The organism is Staphylococcus durrellii (genome assembly GCF_015594545.1).
GTDB classification, from domain to species: Bacteria; Bacillota; Bacilli; order Staphylococcales; family Staphylococcaceae; genus Staphylococcus; species Staphylococcus durrellii.
Genome location: NZ_JADIIO010000001.1, coordinates 1762675 through 1786313 on the forward strand (window position 1 = coordinate 1762675; position 23639 = coordinate 1786313).

21 protein-coding genes are annotated in these 23639 nt (G+C 32.5%); 6 read left to right on the forward strand and 15 right to left on the reverse strand.

The annotated features are described in order from the left end of the window. Positions 1-11 precede the first annotated feature (11 nt). The 5 genes from ISP02_RS08475 to ISP02_RS08495 form a co-directional block, all read right to left on the reverse strand. On the reverse strand, positions 12-1880 hold the full coding sequence (locus ISP02_RS08475) for a trypsin-like peptidase domain-containing protein (protein WP_195721852.1): 1869 nt from the start codon (positions 1878-1880) through the stop codon (positions 12-14). 214 nt (positions 1881-2094) lie between these two features. Beyond that, complete coding sequence (locus ISP02_RS08480) at positions 2095-2892, reverse strand: TerC family protein (protein WP_195721136.1); 798 nt, start codon at positions 2890-2892, stop codon at positions 2095-2097. A gap of 282 nt (positions 2893-3174) precedes the next feature. After that, positions 3175-4737: a peptide chain release factor 3 gene (locus ISP02_RS08485; RefSeq protein WP_195721137.1), complete on the reverse strand. Its 1563-nt coding sequence runs from the start codon at positions 4735-4737 to the stop codon at positions 3175-3177. Continuing rightward, the gene (locus ISP02_RS08490; protein ID WP_195721138.1) at positions 4727-4978 is read right to left on the reverse strand and encodes a YueH family protein; all 252 of its coding nucleotides are present in this window, start codon (positions 4976-4978) and stop codon (positions 4727-4729) included. The genes ISP02_RS08485 and ISP02_RS08490 overlap by 11 nt, the downstream gene beginning before the upstream one ends. Next, entirely contained in the window at positions 4968-6452 is a 1485-nt protein-coding gene (locus ISP02_RS08495; protein ID WP_195721853.1) for a UDP-N-acetylmuramoyl-L-alanyl-D-glutamate--L-lysine ligase, read from the reverse strand. The genes ISP02_RS08490 and ISP02_RS08495 overlap by 11 nt, the downstream gene beginning before the upstream one ends. Positions 6453-6838: 386 nt before the next feature. On the opposite strand from ISP02_RS08495, the gene ISP02_RS08500 reads away from it, so the two are divergent. Together ISP02_RS08500 and ltaA are read left to right on the forward strand one after the other, a co-directional pair. Next, on the forward strand, positions 6839-8014 hold the full coding sequence (locus ISP02_RS08500; protein WP_195721139.1) for a diglucosyl diacylglycerol synthase: 1176 nt from the start codon (positions 6839-6841) through the stop codon (positions 8012-8014). Beyond that, positions 7992-9185 (forward strand): lipoteichoic acid biosynthesis MFS flippase LtaA, encoded by a 1194-nt coding sequence (ltaA, locus tag ISP02_RS08505; protein ID WP_195721140.1) that lies wholly within the window; start codon positions 7992-7994, stop codon positions 9183-9185. The genes ISP02_RS08500 and ltaA overlap by 23 nt, the downstream gene beginning before the upstream one ends. A 373-nt stretch (positions 9186-9558) precedes the next feature. Here the strand turns inward: ltaA and ISP02_RS08510 are convergent, their stop codons facing one another. From ISP02_RS08510 to ISP02_RS08520, 3 genes are all read right to left on the reverse strand, one after another. Then, a complete protein-coding gene (locus tag ISP02_RS08510; RefSeq protein WP_195721141.1) occupies positions 9559-10068 on the reverse strand; it encodes a YjcG family protein in 510 nt (169 codons plus the stop codon). A 95-nt stretch (positions 10069-10163) separates the two neighbouring features. Then, positions 10164-10910, reverse strand: a complete 747-nt coding sequence (locus ISP02_RS08515; protein ID WP_195721142.1) for an esterase family protein — start codon at positions 10908-10910, stop codon at positions 10164-10166. Positions 10911-10974: 64 nt separating this feature from the next. Continuing rightward, entirely contained in the window at positions 10975-12546 is a 1572-nt protein-coding gene (locus tag ISP02_RS08520; protein ID WP_195721143.1) for an alanine/glycine:cation symporter family protein, read from the reverse strand. Positions 12547-12934: 388 nt separating this feature from the next. On the opposite strand from ISP02_RS08520, the gene cozEa reads away from it, so the two are divergent. Beyond that, positions 12935-14020 (forward strand): lipoteichoic acid biosynthesis protein CozEa, encoded by a 1086-nt coding sequence (gene cozEa / locus ISP02_RS08525; protein ID WP_195721144.1) that lies wholly within the window; start codon positions 12935-12937, stop codon positions 14018-14020. Between the two features lie 389 nt (positions 14021-14409). Here cozEa and fabI read toward each other — a convergent pair whose 3' ends face one another. From fabI to ISP02_RS08560, 7 genes are all read right to left on the reverse strand, one after another. Then, positions 14410-15180 carry an enoyl-ACP reductase FabI gene (gene fabI / locus ISP02_RS08530; RefSeq protein ID WP_195721145.1) on the reverse strand — a complete coding sequence of 257 codons (771 nt, stop codon included), beginning with the start codon at positions 15178-15180 and terminating at the stop codon, positions 14410-14412. Positions 15181-15403: 223 nt separating this feature from the next. Continuing rightward, positions 15404-17248, reverse strand: coding sequence for a monovalent cation:proton antiporter family protein (locus tag ISP02_RS08535; protein ID WP_195721146.1), 1845 nt, complete (start codon positions 17246-17248; stop codon positions 15404-15406). A gap of 9 nt (positions 17249-17257) precedes the next feature. Further along, on the reverse strand, positions 17258-18643 hold the full coding sequence (gene mgtE, locus ISP02_RS08540; protein ID WP_195721147.1) for a magnesium transporter: 1386 nt from the start codon (positions 18641-18643) through the stop codon (positions 17258-17260). A gap of 29 nt (positions 18644-18672) precedes the next feature. Beyond that, positions 18673-19524, reverse strand: coding sequence for an RluA family pseudouridine synthase (locus ISP02_RS08545; protein WP_195721148.1), 852 nt, complete (start codon positions 19522-19524; stop codon positions 18673-18675). Beyond that, complete coding sequence (locus ISP02_RS08550) at positions 19524-20333, reverse strand: NAD kinase (protein WP_195721149.1); 810 nt, start codon at positions 20331-20333, stop codon at positions 19524-19526. Before ISP02_RS08550 ends, ISP02_RS08545 begins: the two co-directional genes overlap by 1 nt. Positions 20334-20345: 12 nt before the next feature. Further along, the gene (locus ISP02_RS08555) at positions 20346-20981 is read right to left on the reverse strand and encodes a GTP pyrophosphokinase (protein WP_195721150.1); all 636 of its coding nucleotides are present in this window, start codon (positions 20979-20981) and stop codon (positions 20346-20348) included. Positions 20982-21000: 19 nt separating this feature from the next. Further along, positions 21001-21345, reverse strand: coding sequence for a UPF0738 family protein (locus ISP02_RS08560; RefSeq protein WP_195721151.1), 345 nt, complete (start codon positions 21343-21345; stop codon positions 21001-21003). Between the two features lie 181 nt (positions 21346-21526). On the opposite strand from ISP02_RS08560, the gene ISP02_RS08565 reads away from it, so the two are divergent. The 3 genes from ISP02_RS08565 (at position 21527) to yjbH (ending at position 23375) form a co-directional block, all read left to right on the forward strand. Beyond that, positions 21527-22108, forward strand: coding sequence for a CYTH domain-containing protein (locus tag ISP02_RS08565; RefSeq protein ID WP_195721152.1), 582 nt, complete (start codon positions 21527-21529; stop codon positions 22106-22108). Between the two features lie 90 nt (positions 22109-22198). Beyond that, on the forward strand, positions 22199-22570 hold the full coding sequence (locus ISP02_RS08570) for a truncated hemoglobin YjbI (RefSeq protein ID WP_195721153.1): 372 nt from the start codon (positions 22199-22201) through the stop codon (positions 22568-22570). Between the two features lie 16 nt (positions 22571-22586). Next, positions 22587-23375 (forward strand): protease adaptor protein YjbH, encoded by a 789-nt coding sequence (gene yjbH / locus ISP02_RS08575; protein WP_195721154.1) that lies wholly within the window; start codon positions 22587-22589, stop codon positions 23373-23375. Positions 23376-23639 lie beyond the last annotated feature (264 nt).

Consider the following 23639-nt stretch of genomic DNA (forward strand, 5'->3'; position numbering starts at 1 on the left):
TCACCTCAATGTTACTTCAATTTGAGCTTGATATTTTTTAATTTTCCATCACGGTAAATTTGAGCAGATAATGTCTTCAAATCGTTTTTATGACTGAAAATAATTTGTCTATATCTAAGCGTATCTTCTACTTGTTTTCCATCTAATTTTACTATGACATCATTTTTTTGCAAGCCTGATTTATCTGCAAGTCCATTTGGCTTAACTGCGCCTACGACTACACCATTATCTACTTTGCTTGGTAAATTAAGTGATTGCTTACCTACATCATCTAAATCATTAGTATTTATAATTTTAACACCTGTATTAGGATAATTAACTTTGCCTTTTTTCTCAAGTTGTTGTGAGATTGATTGCACTTGATTAACTGGTACAGCAAATGCCATACCTTCAACATTGTCCATGCTAATTTTCATCGAAGCTATCCCGATTAATTTACCATCTCTATTTACAACCGCACCGCCAGAGTTACCTGGATTTACAGGTGCATCCATCTGGAAAGCGTCCATCAATACATCATAATGATCATCTTTGTCGATATCTACTGGTACGTGTCTATTTAAACCTGAAATAATTCCTTTAGAAACTGAACCCTTAAATTCAGTACCAAGTGGATTACCAACTACTACAAGTGGTTCTCCTATAATTAAATTTTTAGAATCACCCATTTTTATAGCTTTAACATCAGAATCTTGCGTGAGTTTTGCTTTAACCACTGCGATATCTGACCATTTATCGGTACCTAACACTTTGCCTGTAACGGCCTTATTGTCTCCGTATGTAACTTTTTGTTGTTCTTTATTTCCGACTACATGTGCATTAGTAATAATAAAAATAGAGTCGCCCACTTTCTTGTAGACGACACCAGACCCTAACTCACTATCTTTTCTTGCTTCTTTAGTTTCGTTTTGAACCGAAGAAGCATCATCGCTAGTATCATTTTCAATAGTTACTACTGAACGAATTGCACTATTGGCACTTTTCATGGTAGCCGTATATTTATGATCGTGTTTACTATTTGATTTAAACAATGCATTGCTTGAATTACCATTATGGTCGACATTATTAAATATAGAATTCATTAATGTTAATAAGATAATAACGCCTATGACAATTAAAATTTTCGCCCAGTTTTGAGCAAAGAAATTGTTAGTTCGAGTTGAAAAACTATTAGTTCTACCTTCATTGCTGCTTGAACTTTTCACATTAGATGTTGTTACATTATCACTACTATAGGTATGGTCATCAATATCTTCATCATCAGAGATAAATTGGTTCACACGCGATTGTTGTGATGCCTCTGTATAAAATGGCTGTTCATGATTATCCTTTTTTTCTTTCTCTGAATCACTATTTTTGTCTATTTTACTTGAAGAATGACTCTGTGCTTCACCAGTTGATAATATGTTGTTTTTTGTTACATCACTTGAAGACATGTCTTCGTCTTTCTTAAAACTATTACTGTCTTGATGTTCATTGTTTTGTGTACCCTGATTATCTTTCTCAGTTAATGATGCTTGATGGTGCTCAGCTGTTTTAGTATTTTCTGTCTGAGTCTGACTTTGTTCATCAATGTCAGGCGTATTTGTACTTTCAGATGATTTATCTATATCTGTTGTTGATGTTTTATTACGCTTGTCTGCAATTTCTTGTTGATGCTGTATTTCTTCTTGAGTTAATTTTTCAATACGTGATTTTTGTAGATTTTCTTTCACACGTTCTTTATTATTTTGAGCTAAGGTCGCATCTTTTTGTGCTTGTTGCTGACGAAGCTGTTGTTCATATTTTACACGTTGTTCACGTTCTTCATTATGAAAAAACTGGCGGCGTGAGCGACGATACTTACTTCTAGGTATCACCTGTTTTTTATCTTTATCCACCATAATTCCCCCTATCTAACACACTTCATTAATTTATATTATGACATATAAAGACAAAAATTTCTGCATTATTCTATACGAAATATTTATAAAATTGCACAATATCATTATCATCAACAAATTTCCGCCGTTTTTTTGTTACTTACACTTTATTTTAGTTATCAATTAAAAACCCTAACAGATTGAAACTCTGTTAGGGTTAAATGTTATATTACTATTTATTATGTTTTTTGTTATGTGTTATTGAAGTAAGCCAACCAATAATTACTAATAATATCATCACTGACCAGAATATAGATTGCCACAATACGCCATGAGGGAATTCATGAGGTAACACGCCTATATCTTCATGCGCTAAGACTAATACTATCAATTTAATACCTACCCAGCCGACAATGGCAAAGGCTGCACCTTCTAAGCCGGGATATTTATTTAGTAACTCAACAAACCATGTTGCAGCAAAACGCATGATAATAACGCCAATCATACCACCTAGGAACATGACAACAAACTGACCTAGATCCATACCTCCAAAATGGATATTAACTTTTGGAATAGTCATCGCTATAGCAAGCGCCGCTAACATAGAATCAATAGCAAATGCTATATCTGCAAATTCGACTTTAAATACTGTACCCCAAAAAGCTTTAGGGCTTGCTTTAATTTCTTCACCATCTTCGCCATAATGATGATCGTCCCCGGCTTCTGGTTCTTTTTTATCTTTATGTTTAAAAAATTCATACAGGTTTTTCGAAGACATATATAGTAAATAAAGCGCCCCAGCAGCTTGAATAAACCAGAAATTTGCAATGATGCTAATTAAAAACAGCGCTATAAATCTAAAAATAAACGCTCCTAATAAGCCATAAAATAAAGCTTTTTTACGTTGTTCTGGCGGTAAATGTCTCACCATAACTGCCATAACTACAGCATTATCGGCAGCTAAAAGACCTTCTAGGAATACCAAAACTACAAGTACCCACAAATAAGGTAAAATCAAACTTGGATCCATGAATTACAACTCCTTTATTTTTTGTACATAAAAATAGAGACCTTAGCTAAATAGACATAAATGCCGAAAAGCATACTTATATCTATAGCAAAGGTCTCACTCTGTGAATATTCATCCACCCACTTCACCGGAAAGTTATACTTTCGTAATGACGATGACAGTGACTTATATAAATTCAAGATTATTAATTCGCTTGATTTTATTAAAAGTTAAGTTACTCCCCTCTGACTATACAGTCATCGGTCTTAAATTTTGTACGCTCATTATACACAATGTTGATTATTATAACAAACTATATAGTTTAATTTCTGGAAATTTATCTTCAAACCATCTAGTGGCAAATTCATTTTCAAATAAAAATACATATTGATCATAACGGTCTTTAACTAAAATTGAACGCGTAGAATTCATTTTATCTTGAATGTCGTCCTCATTTTCAATCCAACGAGCGATTTTGCGACCAACGGGTTCCATCACAACATCTACGTTATATTCATTTTTAATTCTATGCTCAAATACTTCAAATTGTAGTTGACCAACCGCACCTAAAATAACTTGATTTGTATGCAATGTTTTATAGTATTGAATTGCGCCTTCTTGCACAAGTTGCTCTATCCCTTTATGGAAATGCTTTTGTTTCATAACATTCTTAGCAGATACTTTCATAAATATTTCTGGTGTAAATTGGGGTAACTCTTGGAAACTATATTTTTGATTACCACCTACTAATGTGTCACCTATTTGATAATTACCCGTATCATACAAGCCAATAATATCGCCAGCTACAGCGTGGTTTAAAGTTTCTTTATCGTCAGCCATAAATGAAGTTGAACGTGTAATTTTTTGTTTTTTCTTTGTACGTTGTAGAGACACATCCATACCACGTTCAAATGCACCACTTACAATTCTCATAAATGCGATTCTGTCTCTGTGTTTAGGATCCATATTCGCTTGAATTTTAAATATAAAACCTGAGAAATCAGTATCAAATGGTGATACTGAAACATTTTCTTTTGTTTGACGTGCATTCGGCATCGGCGCGTGATCAACATAAGCATTTAAAAAGTTTTCAACGCCAAAATTAGCCAATGCAGAACCGAAAAATACTGGCGTTAAATCACCTGATAGTAATGCTTCATCATCGAAATTTTCACCCGCTTCTTCTACTAACATTAATTCTTCTATCGCTTGCTGATATGCACTATCGTTCTTAATTGCATGATCTTCTTCTAAATCATAATCATGATTTAAGTGAAGAACATTTCCTTCATCTCTAAAGGGTTCAATTGTCTTATCATGACGATCTATGATGCCAAAAAAGTTTTGTCCCATACCAACTGGCCAGTTCATAGGATAAGTTTCAATCTCTAATGTTTCTTCTATCTCATCTAGTAATTCAAATGGTTCTTTACCTACTCGATCTAACTTATTAATAAAAGTAAAGATTGGAATGCCTCTCATCTTACAAACTTTAAATAATTTTAAAGTTTGAGGTTCAATACCTTTGGCACAGTCAATTACCATTACAGCGCTATCTACTGCCATTAATGTACGATAAGTGTCTTCTGAGAAGTCTTCGTGTCCAGGTGTGTCCAAAATATTTATCTTATAATGATCATAATCAAATTGCATAACTGAACTTGTAACCGAAATTCCACGTTCTTGTTCGACTTTCATCCAGTCACTTGTTGCAAATTTGCCACTCTTTTTACCTTTAACGGTACCCGCTTCACGTATAGCTCCACCAAATAGCAATAATTTTTCAGTTAACGTCGTTTTACCGGCGTCTGGGTGAGAAATTATCGCAAAGGTTTTTCTCGCTTCTATTTCATCTTTAATACTCATTTATATGCTCCTTTAATACTTCTAACCATTCAATAATTTGATTAGCGATTTGTGTAGATTTCTGTTCATCGAAAATAGTGAATAAATTCATTACAAATTCCTCTTTAATACCAATGGTATCTAATAACGTCGATACTTCTACCGACCAATTATAATCTGGTATACCTACAAAATAGACATTATCTTCTTCATGAATATATAAATAAACTCGCGTTTCATCTTTTAAATATCTAATCGCCACTATGACCACCGCCAAATTTTTCATAAGCTGCTTCTAAACCAATTAAATCATCTCTATGTGGCACTTTAATATGTCCCGGCATAATTTGATAAGGTTCTCTACCTTTAGAAGCAAGTACTACTGTGTCACCTGGTTGTGCTATTTCAATTGCATGTTTAATTCCTTCTGCACGATCATTAAATTCTACATAATTATCATGTGTCGCTCCTTTAGCTAATTCTGCAGTTAGCATTTTGGGATCATCATTAGCAGGATTATCTGGTGTAAAGATGACATAATCTGCTCTACTTGCAACTCTACCCATTTCTGGTGTCTTAGTTAAATCACGTTCCCCTGCCATACCGCATAAAAATATTAATTTTTGTTGTGCAAACGGCTTAACTGCATCAATTAATTTATCCATTCCATCTGCAGTATGAGCGTAATCAATGATTAAATCTATCGGTAAAGACGGATCTAATACTTCTAATCTACCTTCGACAGGTTCTAGATATTCGACAGCATTAATGACACGTTCTAAACTTTCACCTTTACTCCATACAGCAATAATAGCAGCCATTATATTAGCAATATTAAATTTACCAACATAAGGTGATTTAACCGTATAATTTCCAAATGGCGTTGCTAAGTCAAATGTTACACCTTGTAGAGTTTCGTTTATGTTCTTAGCCATAAATTGAGCTTCATTGTCTATACCATATGTGAATATTTCAAATGGTGTCACTGAACGTAAATACTCGGAAAATTCATCATCGTTATTTATAACAGCGTATTTATCTTTTGATAAATCTTCGCCCAATTGACTAAATAATAAAGACTTAGCATGACCATATGCTTCCATTGTTCCATGAAAATCTAAATGATCTTGTGTTAAATTGGTAAATACAGCGACATCAAATTCTACACCACGTAATCGTCCTAAAGTCAAACCATGACTTGACACCTCTAGTGTCATAGCTTTCGCTTTAGCTTCTACAGCTTCATTAATTTTCTTAGTTAGTGAAACAGTTTCGGGCGTAGTATTCGCTCCTTTTGTTTTCTTTTCATTTATTTGAAAGCCATTCGTACCTAAATACGCGCTGCCTTGGTCTAACTTTCTATATATATGATGAATCATAGTAGCTACCGACGTTTTACCATTTGTACCAGTCACGCCATATGTAATAAGTTGCTGACTTGGGTAATTAAATAATTCATTTGCTAGTAAACTAGCAACTCTTAATGTATCTGGAACAATTACTTGTGTAACCTTGCCAGTCACCGTAACTTTTCTATCAACTACTATGATTTTACAGCCTTGATCCACCACATTTTGGCAAAATTCATGACTATCTACAGTATAACCTTCAGAAGCGACAAAAATACTATTTTCAGTCGCAGTTCTAGAATCTGTTGTAATATCGTCAACGTTATTATTTAACGTTCCAATTACTTGTTTAACTTTGATTTTTTCGAACAATGCATTCGCATCCACCATCAATCGCTCCTTTAATTCACTTACAGCTATTATACACTTTTTCACATAATTTTATAATAATGAATTATTAGCATGAAAATTAATGTGTAAAATTGATTTAAGTTTCTTATTATTTCCTATTAATATGTTAGTTTAACTTAATGTAAATTGTGGGTCACTAAATTTGTAAATTGTGGGTAACATATTAATATAACAATACTTTTATTGTCATTAATGGTACGCTATAACTAAATTATTACAATTAGCACTTAATATTATGAATTATTTCAATTCATATTGTAAAATGATATAATCTTGAATGAATGTGCTTAATTTCTTTCTCATAGTAATGAATTAAGATAAGATAATAATAAGTTAAATAAATTTAATGGAGGGTGACTTAAATGGTTACTCAAAAGAAAAAATTGTTAATAATTACTGGTTCCTTTGGTAATGGCCATTTACAAGTTACACAAAGTGTTGTCAATGAACTAAATGCGATGAAGCTTGAAAACTTAACAGTCATTGAACATGATTTGTTTTTAGAAGCTCACCCGATATTAACTTCTATATGTAAAAAATGGTATATTAATAGTTTTAAGTATTTCAGAAATATGTATAAAAACTTTTATTACAGTAGACCGGAAGAATTAGATAAATGTTTTTATAAATATTATGGTTTAAATAAATTAATCAATTTATTATTAAAAGAAAAACCTGATTTAATTTTAGTAACATTTCCGACGCCTGTTATGTCAGTGTTAACTGAACAATTTAATATTAATATTCCTATTGCAACTGTAATGACTGATTACAGAATGCATAAAAATTGGATTACACCACATTCAGAAAGATATTATTTGGCTACTGAGGATTTAAAAGATGAATTTACCTCTATCGGTATTCCGAAGCATAATATAAAAGTTACTGGCATTCCTATTGCAGACAAATTCGAATCATCTATCGACAAAGAACAATGGTTAGCACAAAATGGATTAGATCCAATTAAACCGACTATCTTAATGTCTGCTGGTGCTTTCGGTGTATCTAAAGGTTTTGATCAAATGATTAGAGAAATGTTGCAGCAGAGCCCTCATTCACAAATCGTTATGATTTGTGGTAAAAGTAAAGAATTAAAGCGTAACCTTGCAGCGCAATTTAAAAATTATGATAATGTTTTAATATTAGGATACACTCAACATATGAATGAATGGATGGCATCCAGTCAATTAATGATTACTAAGCCGGGTGGTATCACTATTTCTGAAGCATTGACACGTCAGATTCCGATGGTATTTTTAAATCCTGCACCAGGTCAAGAACTTGAAAACGCACATTATTTTACTGACAAAGGTTATGGTAAAATCGCCTACACACCAAATGAGGCAATTAACATTGTTGCTGACTTAACTAATCATCCAGAACAATTAGCTTCAATGTCTAAACATATGGATGAGTCACGTGTGAGTTATTCAACTTACAAATTATGCCGTGATTTATTAGATTTATTACATCATTCTACACAATATGAAGAAGTGTATGGAAAGGTACCTTTATATGCAAAATTCTTCGTTAAATAATTTTAAACAAAGTAACAATTTTATTATTATGCTCGTTATCTTATTTTTAATGGAATTTGCACGTGGCATGTATATATTAAGCTATTTATCATTGCTACCCACTGCAACTACTATAGCAGTAGGTATTACATCTACTGCTATTTCTATTCATTTTATTTCAGATGCCGCCACTAATTTTGTTATTGGCTTTTTATTAAAAAGGTTTGGATCAAAAATTGTCTTAACCTCTGGCTTTTTATTAGCCTTTATTAGTTTATTTTTAGTTATCTGGTTACCTACGAATCCAATCGTCCTAATAGTAAGTGCAATGTTACTAGGTATCGCTGTTAGCCCTATTTGGGTAATTATGCTAGCTAGCGTGGACGAAAAAAATCGCGGTAAACAAATGGGTTATGTTTATTTCTCATGGTTGTTAGGCTTACTCGTTGGTATGATTACTATGAATTTAATATTTAAATTTGATCCAACAAACTTTGCGTTTATGATGTCTTTTGTCGTCTTAATCGCATGGATTTTATATTATTTCGTTAAAATAAGACTTACAAATTACAATACACGGCCTATATCTCAACAATTAGGACAAATCGCCGACGTAACGAAGAAGCATTTAATTTTATTTCCTGGTATTTTACTTCAAGGGGCTTCCATAACTGCCTTGGTTCCTATTTTACCTATCTATGCTACAAAAGTTGTTGGCGTTTCTACTGTCGAATATACTGTAGCTATCGTTATTGGTGGTATTGGTTGTGCGATTTCAATGTTATTTTTATCTAAAATCATTGATAATAATGGAAAAGTATTTATGTATGCTATGATTTTTGGTGGCTTTGTCTTATACGCCATCATGATTTTCGCACTTTCTTTAATCACTAATATTTATATTGTATGGGGATTAGCTATCTTTATTGGCTTAATGTATGGTCTATTACTACCTGCATGGAACACTTTTATGGCTTCTCACATTAATCCTGATGAACAGGAAGAAACTTGGGGCGTGTTCAATAGTATTCAAGGTTTTGGCTCTATGATAGGACCTATTGTTGGTGGGCTAATTAAAGAATTTACCAAAAGTGTTAATAATACATTTTATTTCTCTGCCGCAGTCTTTTTATTACTGGCAATTTTTTATGGCTATTACTTCATGATAAATAAGAAAAAACAACAATATTAAAAAAGGGACTTGAACTTACCTCTCTTTTACTCGTAAACAAACGTCAATTTCTATCCAATAATATAGAAATTGACGTTTTCTTTGTGCTCATGAAATTTATGAAGCTCGTATGTCTAATATTTGTTTTATACTTAATGAGGCTAAAACATATTTAAATTAAACCTTTATATGTGGTTTAAATTTTAATATTAATGGAGAGGCTCTCTGCTTTAAGATTAGAAGCACAAGCCATCTCCTAGGAAAGTGAATGATATATAGATAGTATTGATTATAAAAGTAGCCCTTAAATGGATTTCAAATCAAAAATCATTAAGGGCTATAAGTTCTGGACTTATGTCCTGAACTCTGTTTTTATTCAATATAATGATGACAATTAAGCCAAATTAAATGTTTCTTCGACTTCCCATTTTTCTTCAGCGTCATTGTATTTAACTAATGATAATTCTTCAATTGTTTCTTTATAATCGATACCAGCTAATTTTAACTGGCCATATATGTCTTCAAATTCTTGGCTAGTTAAGCCTTGTGCAATTGTAAAATGTGGCACAAATGGATGCTCTGCTTCCCCATAAAAATCTTCAGTATTAAATTTATCAAACAATTGTTGTAAAGCCTCAGTTTTTTCAACTTTGAAGTAAATTACGTTTGTAGTTGGCGCAAAAGTAGATGCTTTAGTCGCATGTACATCGATTGCTGGACTACCTTCAATTCTTTTTTTAACGTCCTCTTTTACCGCTTCATATTCACTATCATCGATAGTAAAATGTCCCTTTACAGTAATGTGTGGCATAATAGTCGCATAATGAGAGTCATAGCGCTTTCTGTATGCGTTTACTTCATCTTGCAATGTTTTTGACGGAATTAATGCTAATCCTAAAATCATTGAAATTCCTCCTTTGTTTAACATATTATCATTATATCAAATTTTAGAAAACTTCGTTACTTTAAACATCAATTAGTCTAAAAATTAATATATAATTAAAATGAAATATTATCTGATAAAAAATAAGTCATCATATCTTTTAGTAATGGCTTCCATGATTTCCAACGGTGTCCCCCATCAAATTCTTCATAATGATAGCTAATATTATAAGTTTTTAATAGCGCATTCAATTCTCTGTTTGGAGTTAAAAAATTAGCTCGTTTACCGTTTGTCGGTAATTCAAAATCTTCTTCTTCTAAACCTATAGCATGCCAAATTGATAGATTATCTTTAAGTTGGCATCTCTCCAATAATTCGGTAATAACTTCATCGTGTTGAGGACTTAATACGCCCACTTGGCTAAATATTCTTGGATAAGACAGTGCTGTTACTAACGCTACACTACCCGCTAGACTATCTCCAAATAGTACACGACCGTTTCCAACTTTAAATGTAGGGAAATTTTGATCGATATAAGGTAGTATTTCCTTTGCCATTGCTTTAACAGTCAACGGTGTTCTTTCACCTTGTGGATGAAATTCTGCTCTTCTTTTATCTACAGTTTCATAATGAAAGCCTACAATAATTGCCCTTTCAACTTTGTTGGCTTCTCTTAACTTTTCATAAGTTCTATGGATTTGACCAAAACTATAAAAATCCTTGCCATCAAAGCAAAATATTACTTTGTATTTAAACAGCGGTGTATAGTCCTTAGGTAAGTAAATAGATAATGTAACATCTCTTTCTAATATTTCACTACTAAAATCTATTTTATTTATATGTCCTGCTTGAAATTCGGTCATAAGTATAGCGCCTCCTAGATATCTTATTGCTATTGTATCAAGAGACGCTATAATTTAAAATATTCTATTTTTGATTACTTTCTTTTTTTAAGCGATTAGGATAATCATAAAGCCAAAATACTGCATTTGGTAATTTTTGGGGATCTGGTTTGTATATGGCTTTTTTACCACTACCCAATTTTTTCATTTGCTGTTCATAATCTTTGAGTGCATTAGTAGCTGGTTTGTGCATTATCCAAATTGCAATAATATTTAACCATGCCATCAAACCTACACCTAAATCCCCCATGCCCCATGCTGCCTCTGCCGTTTTAACCGTTCCAAACACTGTAGCAGCTATCAAGACAATTCGTGTAACATTTATCCATAATAATGTGGTTGAATCCTTCCTATTACGCGTGAGATAAGTGATGTTGGTTTCAGCAATATAGTAATACGCTAATATAGTTGTAAATGCAAAGAAGAACAATGCTATTGCAATAAAGTATGAACCGATACCTGAGAAATTAGGGTCAAAATGGAAACCACTACCTTGGAATGCTTTGTCGATACCTGCTTGGGCATACATTGCCGTTCCTGAATAATCTTTCCCACCATCACTCATTGGTTGGAAAATCCCTCTATTCTCAATTAATCTTGGCCCACCACTACTCGTAGTCCCGCCATCAGTAACATTATATGTACCCGATAATAATATAATAAGCCCCGTCGCCGTACAAACAAATAGCGTATCTACATAGACTGAAAATGCTTGAACTAAACCTTGTTTAGCAGGGTGAGAAACCTCAGCAGCAGAAGCTGCATGTGGACCGGTACCTTGTCCTGCTTCATTAGAGTAAAGGCCTCGTTTAACACCAATTTCTATCATTGCACCAACGATACCACCAAATGCCGCTTCCATACCGAAAGCAGATTTGAAAATCAATGCGAACAATGCCGGAACTTGTTCTATGTTAAAGAAGATAATGACAACTGCCATTAAAATATAAGCGATTGCCATAAAAGGTACGATAGCTGTAGCTGCATTAGCAATCCATTTAATACCACCGAAAATAATTAAAGCTAAAATTATTGCTAATACTACTGCGATAATCCATGGGTTCAAGCCAAAAGCATTTTTCATTGAACTAGCAATGGCATTTGATTGAACGCCTGGCAGTAATAAACCTACAGAAATTACCGTTACAATAGCAAAAATCAAACCGTATATTTTACCTACTTTGCCTTTAATACCATACTCGATATAAAATGCAGGTCCACCACGATATTCGCCTTTTTCTTCACGTTTGTATATTTGACCTAGTGTAGACTCTATAAATGCACTACTTGCACCAAGGAATGACGTTGCCCACATCCAAAATATGGCCCCTGGCCCCCCTATAAAGATGGCTGTAGAAACGCCGACGATATTACCAGTTCCTACACGACCTGCTAATGACAAAGCGATTGCTTGGAAACTAGAAATACCTGTTGGCGATTTTTCCCCTTGAAACATTAAGCGAATCATTTCTTTAAAATGTCTGACTTGAAAAAAACGCATCATCAATGAAAAGAGTATACCTGTAATTAACAATCCATATACAAGAGCTTTACTCCAAACGATATCGTTTAACCAGGTAACAAAATTTTCTAACATGACCTCATCCCCTTTGTTATATCACTAAGTGATATATTTTATATTATTATACACACAAATAATAATCCGCACAATGTATTTATAAAGTTATATTTTTTATAATGAATTCTATAATTTGTAATCTCTTTCTTTTATAATTTTGCAAGATACTTACTATATAAAAAATAGACTTACAGCAATTCATTCATTTAATATTTGTATGTTTTAAATTAATATACTTTAAAAATTAAATATTTATAACTGAGCCATGATTTCAAACTCAATTAGCAAGAAATGGAGATGTGTTTTCAATTAATAATATTATTTGAACCTTTATGCATTTTCGGCTTTTGTTCACAATCTATATAAGATATACTTATCTATAGTAAAATTATAGGAGGCACCATTTATGTTAAATAAGGTGTGGTTTAGAACGGGGATTGGTCTAATCATTCTGTTTCTAATCATCAAATTAATTATGGAAGTGCATGTCATTTTTCTACCTTTCTTAATTATCATGCAATCCGTACTGATACCATTTATACTTAGTGGTTTTTTATTTTATATTTGTTTACCGTTTCAAAAAATCTTGGAAAAAAATAAAGTCCCTAGATGGGGCAGTATAACGATCATCTTCATAGGCCTTATCATTATAATTGGTATCATCGTTGGCATCGTGGGACCACTTATCGTTGAACAAATCAACAACTTGATTCAACAAATTCCTTCTCTACAACATGAGGTACAAAATCTTATCAATTATGCATTGAGTCAAATGGAGCGATTACCAAATGATGTAACAGATAGAATTAACAAAGTTGTTAAATCGATGGGTGATAATGTAACTGGTATTTTATCAAATTCCTTAAGTTACATTACTTCATTTATTTCAACTTTATTCTTACTTATTATGGTTCCTTTTTTCTTAATTTATATGTTGAAAGACCACGAACGCTTTATTCCTTTTATCGGTAGATTATTCAAAGGGGATAGAAAAGTATTTGTAGTAAACTTGCTAAAAGACTTAAATGAGACTTTAAAATCATATATACAAGGTCAAGTAACAGTAAGTTTAATCTTAGGACTTATCCTTTATATTGGATATTCAATCGTTGGGCTAAATTACACATTATTACTTGTAATGTTTGCAATTGTTGCTAATATGATACCTTTCTTAGGACCTTGGATGGCATTCACGCCTGCTGCGATTATTTCTATTATTCAAGGACCAAGTTCATTTATATGGGTTTGTATTATCACTTTAATCGCTCAACAATTAGAAGGTAATGTTATTACACCAAATGTTATGGGTAAATCACTAAACATTCATCCGTTAACGATTATCGTAGTAATACTTGCTGCGGGTAACCTTGGAGGTTTTGCGCTCATATTAGTAGCAGTACCTTTATACGCAGTCATTAAATGTATTGTCAGAAATGTCTTTAACTATCGTCAGAAAATTGTCGATAAAGCGAATAGTAATGTAGCAGATTAATAGTGTTTTCAAATATAAGCAGATGATTTCTTTTAAGTTTAAGATTTCGTCTGCTTATTTATATATAAAAATTATTATAATTAATGCACGATTTCCACGAAGATTGTCGTATTCAACTTGCGATTTTACCATTGGAGTCAATACTAATCATTTTGCATTGGTAACGATGCTTTTTTACTAATTTGATAAGGCCTATGTCATTGCAAAGATTTAATAGTCCTCGTTGTTCAGTAGATGGTTCTGATTTACTACTAAAGGCTTTGGTTGGTTTCCGATAGAGTTGATAATAATCTTTGACGTTTCAATATATTTTATTTACTTCTGTAAAAAAATAAACTAAATGCCAACATAGGCATTTAGTTTATTTTAATAGTTTCATAAAAATATTATTATTTAATTGCGTGGAAACCACTATCTACATGAATATTTTCTCCAGTTACACCACTTGAGAAATCACTTAATAAATAAGCTGCAGTTTTACCAACTTCTTCTTGGTCTACATTTCTTTTTAACGGTGCACGTTCTTCAATTTCTTTTAGTATTGTATTAAAACCACCTACACCTTTCGCACTTAATGTACGAATTGGACCGGCAGAAATAGCATTAACACGAATATTGTCGCCGCCTAAATCAGCAGCTAAGTAACGCACGTTGGCTTCTAAGCTTGCTTTTGCAACACCCATAACGTTATAGTTTTGAACTGCGTATTCTCCACCGATGTACGTAGTAGCCACAATACTACCACCTTCAGGCATTAATTTTTTAGCTTCTCTACTAACAATAGTTAATGAATATGAACTAATGTCTTGAGCTAAAAGAAAGCCGTCTCTAGATGTATCTGAAAAACGTCCACGTAGGTCTTCAACATTACCAAAAGCGATTGAGTGATAAACACCATCGATGTTGCCTACTTTTTGACCTATTTGAGCAAAGCCATTAACAACGTCTTCGTCATTTTGCACGTCAACTTGGTACATATGTAATTGTTTTTGATTAAGTTGATTGACTAATTTTTCTAATTCTTTTTTACTACGTTCTTTACGGTAAGTAAAAACTAAATTTGCACCTAAATTGTCTAAAACTTTTGCTACGCCAAAACCAATACTACGTTTATTTGCAATACCCATAATGACGAAAGTTTTGTTTTCTAAACTAATCATGAGATTAACTCCTTTTAATTATTATTTGTGTATGGCAATCATTTCTATAATATGTGCCATTACTATTACTCATAATTAAATGCTTAATTATAACACTCTATATTTTAACATTGCTATGAAAGAATGAACAATTCTTTATTAAAAGAAACATAAAAATAATTTGGATGCTTTTAAAAAATAACAAACATCCAAATTATTTTAACTCATTAATTAAAATTACGTATTAAAAATATAATTCTAGCTCACGTTTCAATTCATCAACATATTCTTTAGAACCTGTAACAATCAATCTATCACGATAACGTAATTGAGTATCACCATGTGGCACGATTGATTCATTATTTCTAATAATACGTACGAAAATAATATCACCATCGAATGGGAAATTACGTAATTGTATTTGATCATACTGATGGTTCAACATAGCTATTTCATATAATGAAGTTTCTACATTACTGAGTAAGTTAAGCATATTTGGTGTTTCGATTAAACCTTTAAGTAAGATTTTATTACTCATGTAACTACTAAATACTTCAATACCTTGTTTATGCAGTTCTTCATCTTCTGAACTAGCCTCTAAGCGACATATTACACGTTCAACACCTTTTTCTTTAGCCATTAAAGCGACTTTTCTATTTATTTCATCATCATTTGTAGAACAAACAACGATATTTCGTTTGAACAAGCCAAGTCTGTCTAATATTTCAGATTCATAATCAGCAATTTCAATCATTGATATTTCATCTGCCAATTTGCGTTGATCGCTTAAATCAGTTCGATAATAAAGTGATACTTGATATAGATTGGAAGCAAGGTTTTGTGCAATGGGTATCGTCAATTGATTTTTCCCTATCATACTTACTTCAATACGCTTGGTCACCTCATCAGGTATAGGAAATAATTTTTTGAAGATAATTGGCACAATTAAACAAGCAATAACTGCACTTAAGATTAAGATACCAGATATTTCGGGCGTAATTGTATGTAGTTGTTCAGCAATTTTTGCCGAAGCAATTACAAGCGACAATGTTGATGTTAATAGGAACGCTGAAGAAATCGTCGTCTTTTGATCAAACCAACGTCGAATATAAAATACAGGAATGAGTTTTGATACTAAAAATGCAATAAGTAGTATCGGTATAATAATTAATATCGATGGTTCTTTAATAAGCGACGGAATATTAAGATCTACACCGACCATAATGAAAAATATGGGAATAAAGAAACCATATCCAAATGAGTCTAGTTTGTCGACTAAATCTTCATCAGGGCCGAGTAGCGAAACAATCACACCTGCGATAAAGGCACCTAAAATATTTTCAGCTCCAACGCCTTCTGCAAGCGCAACTAATAAAATAATAAGGGCAAAAACGGCTCTAATACCAATTTGGGTCGTACCGTCCATTAACTTTTGTAAAAATTTTGCTCGCTTAAATATTCCACCAAGGAAATAAAATATTATAGCAAATATAAGTAAAATACCTAAAAGCCATAATGACCCACTACCTGTAGCGTGAATCGCTCCATAAGCAGTTAATAATATCATCGTTACTAAATCTGCTAAGACAGCAACTAATAATATAAATTGTCCAATTGTCGTTCGCATAATATTCATTTCTTTTAACGTAGGTACAACAACACCTAACGATATTGTAGAAATAATAATAACCATTAATAATACATCATCGATAAGTCCAAACCATTTAAATAAATAAGCTAAAATAATTGATACGACCATGATTAACATAAAAACTGTAATAGCCAATTGGAAATGACCCGGTACTTTGGGTTGTTCATGGTCACTTCCGTCATTATTCGTTGATTTCTTTTTAAAAGCTTTAAAATCTATTTCTAAACCGCTTAAAAACATTAAAAAGATAAATCCTAACGTTGATAAAATGTTTAACATGGCATCCTTTTCAACTAAATTCAAAAATGAGTGACCTATAATAATACCCATGACGATTTCGGCAACTACCACAGGTATAAAATTAATTCTAAGTCGATTTACAAGAATCGGTGTAAAAAATGCTGCTAATACAACGATAACGAGTGATAAAAACTCCATGTTGCCTCCTTAAGTTAAATAAGACATAAATGATGTTGCTAAACCGAAATAGATTAGCATACTTACAATATCATTTATCGTTGTGATAAATGGACCACTAGCTACCGCTGGGTCAATTTTCAATTTATTCATTACTAGTGGTATAACAGATCCAACTAATGTGCCTACTGTCATAGCAATAGTTAAACTAGCACCGACAATACTTGCTAAAAATGGTTGTCTATAAATTATAATTATAATTATCACTAAAATAATTGCACATACAAAGCCACTCAACAAGCCACTTCCAGCTTCTCTCAAAGCAATCTTGAATTTACTTTTTTCATCGATTTCTCCTGTAGAAATATTACGTACAGAAACAGCAAGCGACTGTGTACCAGAGTTACCAGACATGCCACTAATGATTGGAATAAACGCAGCTAATAATGCTACTTGTGACAATGTATCTTCAAATGAGCCTAATATTGATGCCGTTATCATTCCTAGGAAAGTTAAAATAATTAACCACGGCAAACGTTTGGTCGCCGTTTTTAAAACTGAATCATTCGTTGCATCGACGTCAGAAACACCTGCTAGACGTGAATAGTCTTCACTAGCTTCTTCATCCATTACGTCTAAAATATCATCAATTGTGATAATCCCTAGTAAATGATCTTGATAATCTAAAACTGGCATAGCAATTAAGTCATAATCTCTCATTCTTTGTGCAACATCTTCTTGGTCCTCTGCAACATTAGAACTAATGACACGTTCGCTCATTATATCTTCTATATAAGCATCATTTTCAGCGATGATTAAGTCTCTTAATGACAAGACGCCAATTAATTTTTTGTCATCATTCACCGCAAAAATTACATAAATTGTTTCAGCATCCGGTGCTTGATCTTTGACATGAATAAGTGCTTCTTTAACTGGCATAGTTGCCTTTAAAGAAATGTACTCAGTGGTCATAATACCACCGGCAGTATCTTCATCATAATGTAATAAAGCTTTAATTTCTTTTGCATCTTCTTTATTCATTAAAGTCAATAAACTAACTAATTTTTGTTTGGATAGTTCATTCATTATATCTACTGCGTTATCATATGACATTTCTTCCAGTACTTTGCTTGCATAAGTTGCATTCATAGTATCAAATAGTTCTTCATATTCTTCTTCATCGATTTCAAGTTGATCGAAGAAATCTGCAACTTCTTCTGGAGATAAGACTTCAAATATACGCTGCCTTATATCATCGTTACTATCCTCAAAGTACTCACTTTGTTCATATGTATGCATAGATAAAAATTCAGTTCTAAATTCATCTATATCATTATCTAATAATAATTTATCAAGTAACTCTTGATCATAAACTGTTTCATCATCTAATTTAACTGACTCATTTTCATTATACATATGTCTCACCTCCATAGTTATATCTAAAATTATAGCATATCAAAAATTGTTATCATCGACTCGTAATTATCAATAATATTAATTTGTTCGTTAGTTATAGGATGTATAAATGTAACTTTATAACATTGTAACAATTGATGACTGTATCGGATATGCGTGCTGCCATATAAGTTATCACCAACGAGTGGATGTCCCATATGTTGGAAATGAACTCTAATTTGATGTGTCCTACCTGTAATTAATTTAACTTCACATAAACTATACCCTTTTTTTCGTTTTAATGAATTAAATATTGTGCAAGCGTATTTCCCCTCCGGCGAAACATGACGTTGAATAATACTAGCTGGATCACGTGCTATAGGTGCTTTAATCATACCTTTATCCTTGACCAAACCATGGCAAATGCACAAATAATGTTTGTCGATAGTTGTTTGTGACATTAAATGATGAATAAATCCATGCTTAGTAAAGATTACTATGCCTGAAGTATTTCTATCTAATCTAGTAACAACGTGCGGTATCGTTCCATTTTGTTGCCAAGTATGTGCATAAACTTGCTCCAACAAACTTCCATGCAAATGTTCTTTAGAAGGCGCTATATTTTGATGAGTTGGTTTAGCAACAACAATAAGATAATCATCTTCATATAAAATCTGTAGTGGTGCGTAAAAAGGTGTTATATTTTTACTAGGGATTTCTTTGGGTAAATGCACTTGCAATTGATCACCGACATTCATTATTGCGCGAACTGTAACTGGATTATCATTCACAAGTAAAGCGCCATTATTTTTAATGGCGCTAATTGTTTTCTTTGAATATAAATGACTTTGTAAAAATGTTTTAACAGATTCAGCTCGTTGAATGTTATAAACAAAGTGCATTATTCATCGTCTCCACTCGAAATAAATGAATCGTGTACCCTTTTCCAAAAAGGAAACGGTCTAAACCTAGCAAAACGCACTCTTTCGTTTGCTACTCTAAATTGAATCGCATTTACATTTTTATGTTTAATGCTTACGTGATCAATTGTAGTTAAAATTGTATCGTGATTTACTGGAGTAATTAAACATGTATGGTGTTTTGGTAAAACGAGTGGTGACCCAACCGTTCTAAAAACTCTATTATTAATCGACGCAATTTCTGCAATTTGCATTGCTTCCAGTGATGGGTGTATTAACGCACCGCCTAGCGCTTTGTTATACGCAGTAGAGCCTGATGGCGTTGATACGCACAGTCCGTCGCCTCTAAACCGTTCAAATTGTTTGCCTCTAATATTGACGTCTACAACGAGAGTAGAACCATTTTCAGTTTTCATAGTTGCTTCATTCAAAGCTAAATAACGTGTTTCGTACCCGTTATCATTATAGCGTACAATTAATTCTAAAAGTGGGTATTCGATAACCTGGAACTGAGAATTATTAATTTCAATGATTAACTTTTCTACTTCATGGGGTAACCAATCAGCATAAAATCCTAAATGACCAGTGTGAACACCTACAAAAGCACATCGTGATAACATATGACTGTATTGATGGAATGCTTGTAACAGCGTCCCATCTCCCCCTACAGAGATAACAATTTCTGGATTTTCTGTATCCTCAATCATTTGAAAGTCCTTCATATGATTAATCATTTTATGCTTTAAAGCGTTCGATTTTGAATCACCTTTAGACAAAATTGTATAACGCATGCTTACACCCCACTAGTCATTATTGTGCTTCTTAGCTCTTTTTTTCGAATAATACTTTTGAGCTTCTTGTATTTCTTCTTTTATTTCAGACATTTCTTCATCCAATAAATATGCCGCTTCAGCAGCTCTTTCAAGTCTATGTTGTATTTCTGGCGGATAATCTCCATCGTATTTATACCTTAATGTATGTTCTATAGTTGCCCAAAAATTCATTGCTAAAGTACGTATTTGAATTTCTGCCAAAATGTTTTTCTTTCCAGTTAATGCTTCTATAGGATATTCAATTATTACGTGATAAGAGCGATACCCACTTTGTTTAGTATTACTTATATAGTCTCTTTCTTCTATGACTTTAAAGTCTTCTCTTTGTCTTAATAGATTAACGACTATATCAATGTCATCTACAAATTGACACATCATTCGAAGACCAGCAATGTCATACATTTCTTCATGTAAGCGATCAAAAGGAATGTTACGTTTATTTGCCTTATCGATAATACTCGTCATAGGTTTGACTCTACCTGTTACGAACTCTATCGGTGAAGCATTTTCTCCTACTTCATATTGTTTCCGTAACCCCTTTAATTTAATTTTCAATTCATCTACGGCTTGTTTGTATGGAGATAAAAATTGGTCCCATTGATTCATCGTGATTCACTCCGCTTCACTATAATTCAAATATTTCTTCCACTTTTGAAACAAACTCCTTACCATAATTTGAATTTCCTTCTATGTTATCTAATATGTAAGTTAGTTCATTATCGAATTCTTTTAATTCTAAATCATCATTCACAATAACTTTCTTGTTTTTATTTTCATGTATCATAGACCATGTTTCTTTAACAAATATTAAATATGAGTATGACTGTCCATCATCTAAAATATATGCGAAGGCAAAGTTATCACTATCGACAAGCATTTGTCCTGCTTCTTCTAATCCTTCTGTAGATTCTTCTGTATAACATTTTATACTATCTTCTGTTATCTTGATTTCATTAACATAAATACGCATGCTTGTTCCTCCTTATTCTTTCCTAGTTTAACATAATTTACCACGACATAACACGTGTCATGGCCATACTATATTATATCTTTCAGCTAAAAATTTAGTATATAAATTAATCGTGTTTAATGAGTATTACTTTTAAATTCAATAAAATTTTTGCATAATGACAACTAAAGGAGTGAGCAAAGTGGCTACAAATAATGAGATAGAATTTAAACAACTATTAACTGATAAACAATATAATGATTTTGCACAACGTTACTTTCCTAATACAGAACCATTTACGCAAACGAACTACTATATAGATACCCCTGATTATCAGCTAAAAGCTAACAAAAGCGCTTTACGTATTCGAGTTAAAGACAGTGGTAACGAAATGACATTAAAAGTACCTGCAGATGTAGGACTTCTTGAATACAATTTTGATACAGACATAAAACCTGTCATGAATGATCATCTGGCTTCAGATAACTTACCTAATGACATTATTCATCAATTAAATAAATTGAACATTGATTTAAACGCTTTAGTAATATTAGGTGCATTAACAACTGAACGTATGGAAATACCCGATGGTGAAGATTTAATCGTTTTAGATAAAAACACCTATTTAAACTTTGAAGACTACGAACTTGAATTTGAAGTCACTGATTATGATACAGGGTTAGCAAAGTTCCATTCGCTGTTAAATAACTTTGATATAAAGTATGAACAGCCTGCAAATAAAGTTCAACGTTTCTTTGATCGTAAGGAACAAATATTAAAATAACGCCCCTCTTTATACAAAAGTCGAATTACTTCCAAATGTCAACATTCGTGTTATATTATTATATATATAAATTGAGTGTGGTGATGGAAAATGACACAAACACCTTATGACGTAATTGGTGCCCAAGCATTGTACAACCTTATAGATAACTTTTATTCACTTGTGTCACAAGACATAAGACTCAATCATTTGTTTCCTGAAGATTTAACTGAAACAAGTCGTAAACAAAAGCAATTTCTAACGCAATTTCTAGGAGGTCCTAGTTTGTACACAGAAGAACATGGTCATCCTATGCTTAAAAGACGTCATTTAGATTTTACCATTACACACCTAGAACGTGATGCATGGTTAGAAAATATGCAACGAGCGATTATAGATGTGCAACTACCAGCGGGCGTCGGTGATTACTTATATGAACGTTTACGTTTAACAGCCAATCACATGGTGAATTCTGAAAATTAATTGTAGGTGAAATTACATGACTCAAGAATTAAAACTGATACAAGCGAATAGTCGTGAAGATGCTAATCTTTCACCTGTAAGCAAAATAGAAATATATTCTTTCTTTGACCCGTTTAGTCAAGAATGCTTTAAACTTTCGGCAATACTTTCTAAATTACGTTTAGAATATAAACAATATATAAGAGTCCGACATATATTAAATCCTTCTTTACGTATATTAACAAAATGCCAAGCGCAAAGTACTTCAGATATAGACAATATTGCTTTAGCATATAAAGCGGCAGAATTACAAGGTAGACTGCGTGCTGAACGATTTATTCACTTACTCCAAAATGAGATTATACCTAAGAGAGATATCATCACTGAATCTATGGTAAATAATTGTATTTGCAACGCAGGATTAGATAAAGATGTATTCAAAGAAGACTTGCATAGCGCATCTATTAAAGAAAGTTTACAAGTGGATTTGCATATTGCGAGAGAGATGGATATTCAAGAAGCTCCTTCATTAGTTTTCTTTAATGAAGATGTTCACGAAGAAGGATTAAAAGTTGAAGGTTTATATCCTTATCACATTTACACTTATATCATTAATGAACTGATGGGCAAATCGATAGAAAAAGAACTACCGCCTAGCCTTGAAACATATATTGAGCAACAACAACTCGTTACTAAAGAAGAATTATTAACTATTTATGAATGGCCTGAAAAGGTATTGAATAAGGAACTGAAAAAGTTAGTGATTCAACAGAAAATTGAAAAATTAAGTGCACCTGAAGGTAATTTTTGGAGAGCCAAAAATTGAAAAAGTAAAAGTGTATAAATAAATAGCGGTAATCATTAATATTAATGATTACCGCTATTTTTGTATTTGAACATAAAAAAACGCCGTGTCTGATTACACGGCGCTAAACAAAGGGGATGGGAGAAATTTTTCACTTCAAACAAAGGGGTATGTTTGTTATGTGATTAATTTCATGTTCTTAATATAACACGCTCATATGGGCTTTTCAACCTAAAAACGCCAATAAATTTCATTTGTCATAAACTCGTCAAATTGTAAACGAAT

What these genes read in the sequence shown, in the direction of transcription:
- ISP02_RS08480 (WP_195721136.1), bottom strand. Translation starts at nt 2,892, where the DNA reads ATGGATCCAAGTTTGATTTTACCTTATTTGTGGGTACTTGTAGTTTTG.
- ISP02_RS08485 (WP_195721137.1), bottom strand. Translation starts at nt 4,737, where the DNA reads ATGAGTATTAAAGATGAAATAGAAGCGAGAAAAACCTTTGCGATAATT.
- ISP02_RS08500 (WP_195721139.1), top strand. Translation starts at nt 6,839, where the DNA reads ATGGTTACTCAAAAGAAAAAATTGTTAATAATTACTGGTTCCTTTGGT.
- ltaA (WP_195721140.1), top strand. Translation starts at nt 7,992, where the DNA reads ATGCAAAATTCTTCGTTAAATAATTTTAAACAAAGTAACAATTTTATT.
- ISP02_RS08510 (WP_195721141.1), bottom strand. Translation starts at nt 10,068, where the DNA reads ATGATTTTAGGATTAGCATTAATTCCGTCAAAAACATTGCAAGATGAA.
- ISP02_RS08515 (WP_195721142.1), bottom strand. Translation starts at nt 10,910, where the DNA reads ATGACCGAATTTCAAGCAGGACATATAAATAAAATAGATTTTAGTAGT.
- ISP02_RS08520 (WP_195721143.1), bottom strand. Translation starts at nt 12,546, where the DNA reads ATGTTAGAAAATTTTGTTACCTGGTTAAACGATATCGTTTGGAGTAAA.
- cozEa (WP_195721144.1), top strand. Translation starts at nt 12,935, where the DNA reads ATGTTAAATAAGGTGTGGTTTAGAACGGGGATTGGTCTAATCATTCTG.
- fabI (WP_195721145.1), bottom strand. Translation starts at nt 15,180, where the DNA reads ATGATTAGTTTAGAAAACAAAACTTTCGTCATTATGGGTATTGCAAAT.
- ISP02_RS08535 (WP_195721146.1), bottom strand. Translation starts at nt 17,248, where the DNA reads ATGGAGTTTTTATCACTCGTTATCGTTGTATTAGCAGCATTTTTTACA.
- mgtE (WP_195721147.1), bottom strand. Translation starts at nt 18,643, where the DNA reads ATGTATAATGAAAATGAGTCAGTTAAATTAGATGATGAAACAGTTTAT.
- ISP02_RS08545 (WP_195721148.1), bottom strand. Translation starts at nt 19,524, where the DNA reads ATGCACTTTGTTTATAACATTCAACGAGCTGAATCTGTTAAAACATTT.
- ISP02_RS08550 (WP_195721149.1), bottom strand. Translation starts at nt 20,333, where the DNA reads ATGCGTTATACAATTTTGTCTAAAGGTGATTCAAAATCGAACGCTTTA.
- ISP02_RS08555 (WP_195721150.1), bottom strand. Translation starts at nt 20,981, where the DNA reads ATGAATCAATGGGACCAATTTTTATCTCCATACAAACAAGCCGTAGAT.
- ISP02_RS08560 (WP_195721151.1), bottom strand. Translation starts at nt 21,345, where the DNA reads ATGCGTATTTATGTTAATGAAATCAAGATAACAGAAGATAGTATAAAA.
- ISP02_RS08570 (WP_195721153.1), top strand. Translation starts at nt 22,199, where the DNA reads ATGACACAAACACCTTATGACGTAATTGGTGCCCAAGCATTGTACAAC.
- yjbH (WP_195721154.1), top strand. Translation starts at nt 22,587, where the DNA reads ATGACTCAAGAATTAAAACTGATACAAGCGAATAGTCGTGAAGATGCT.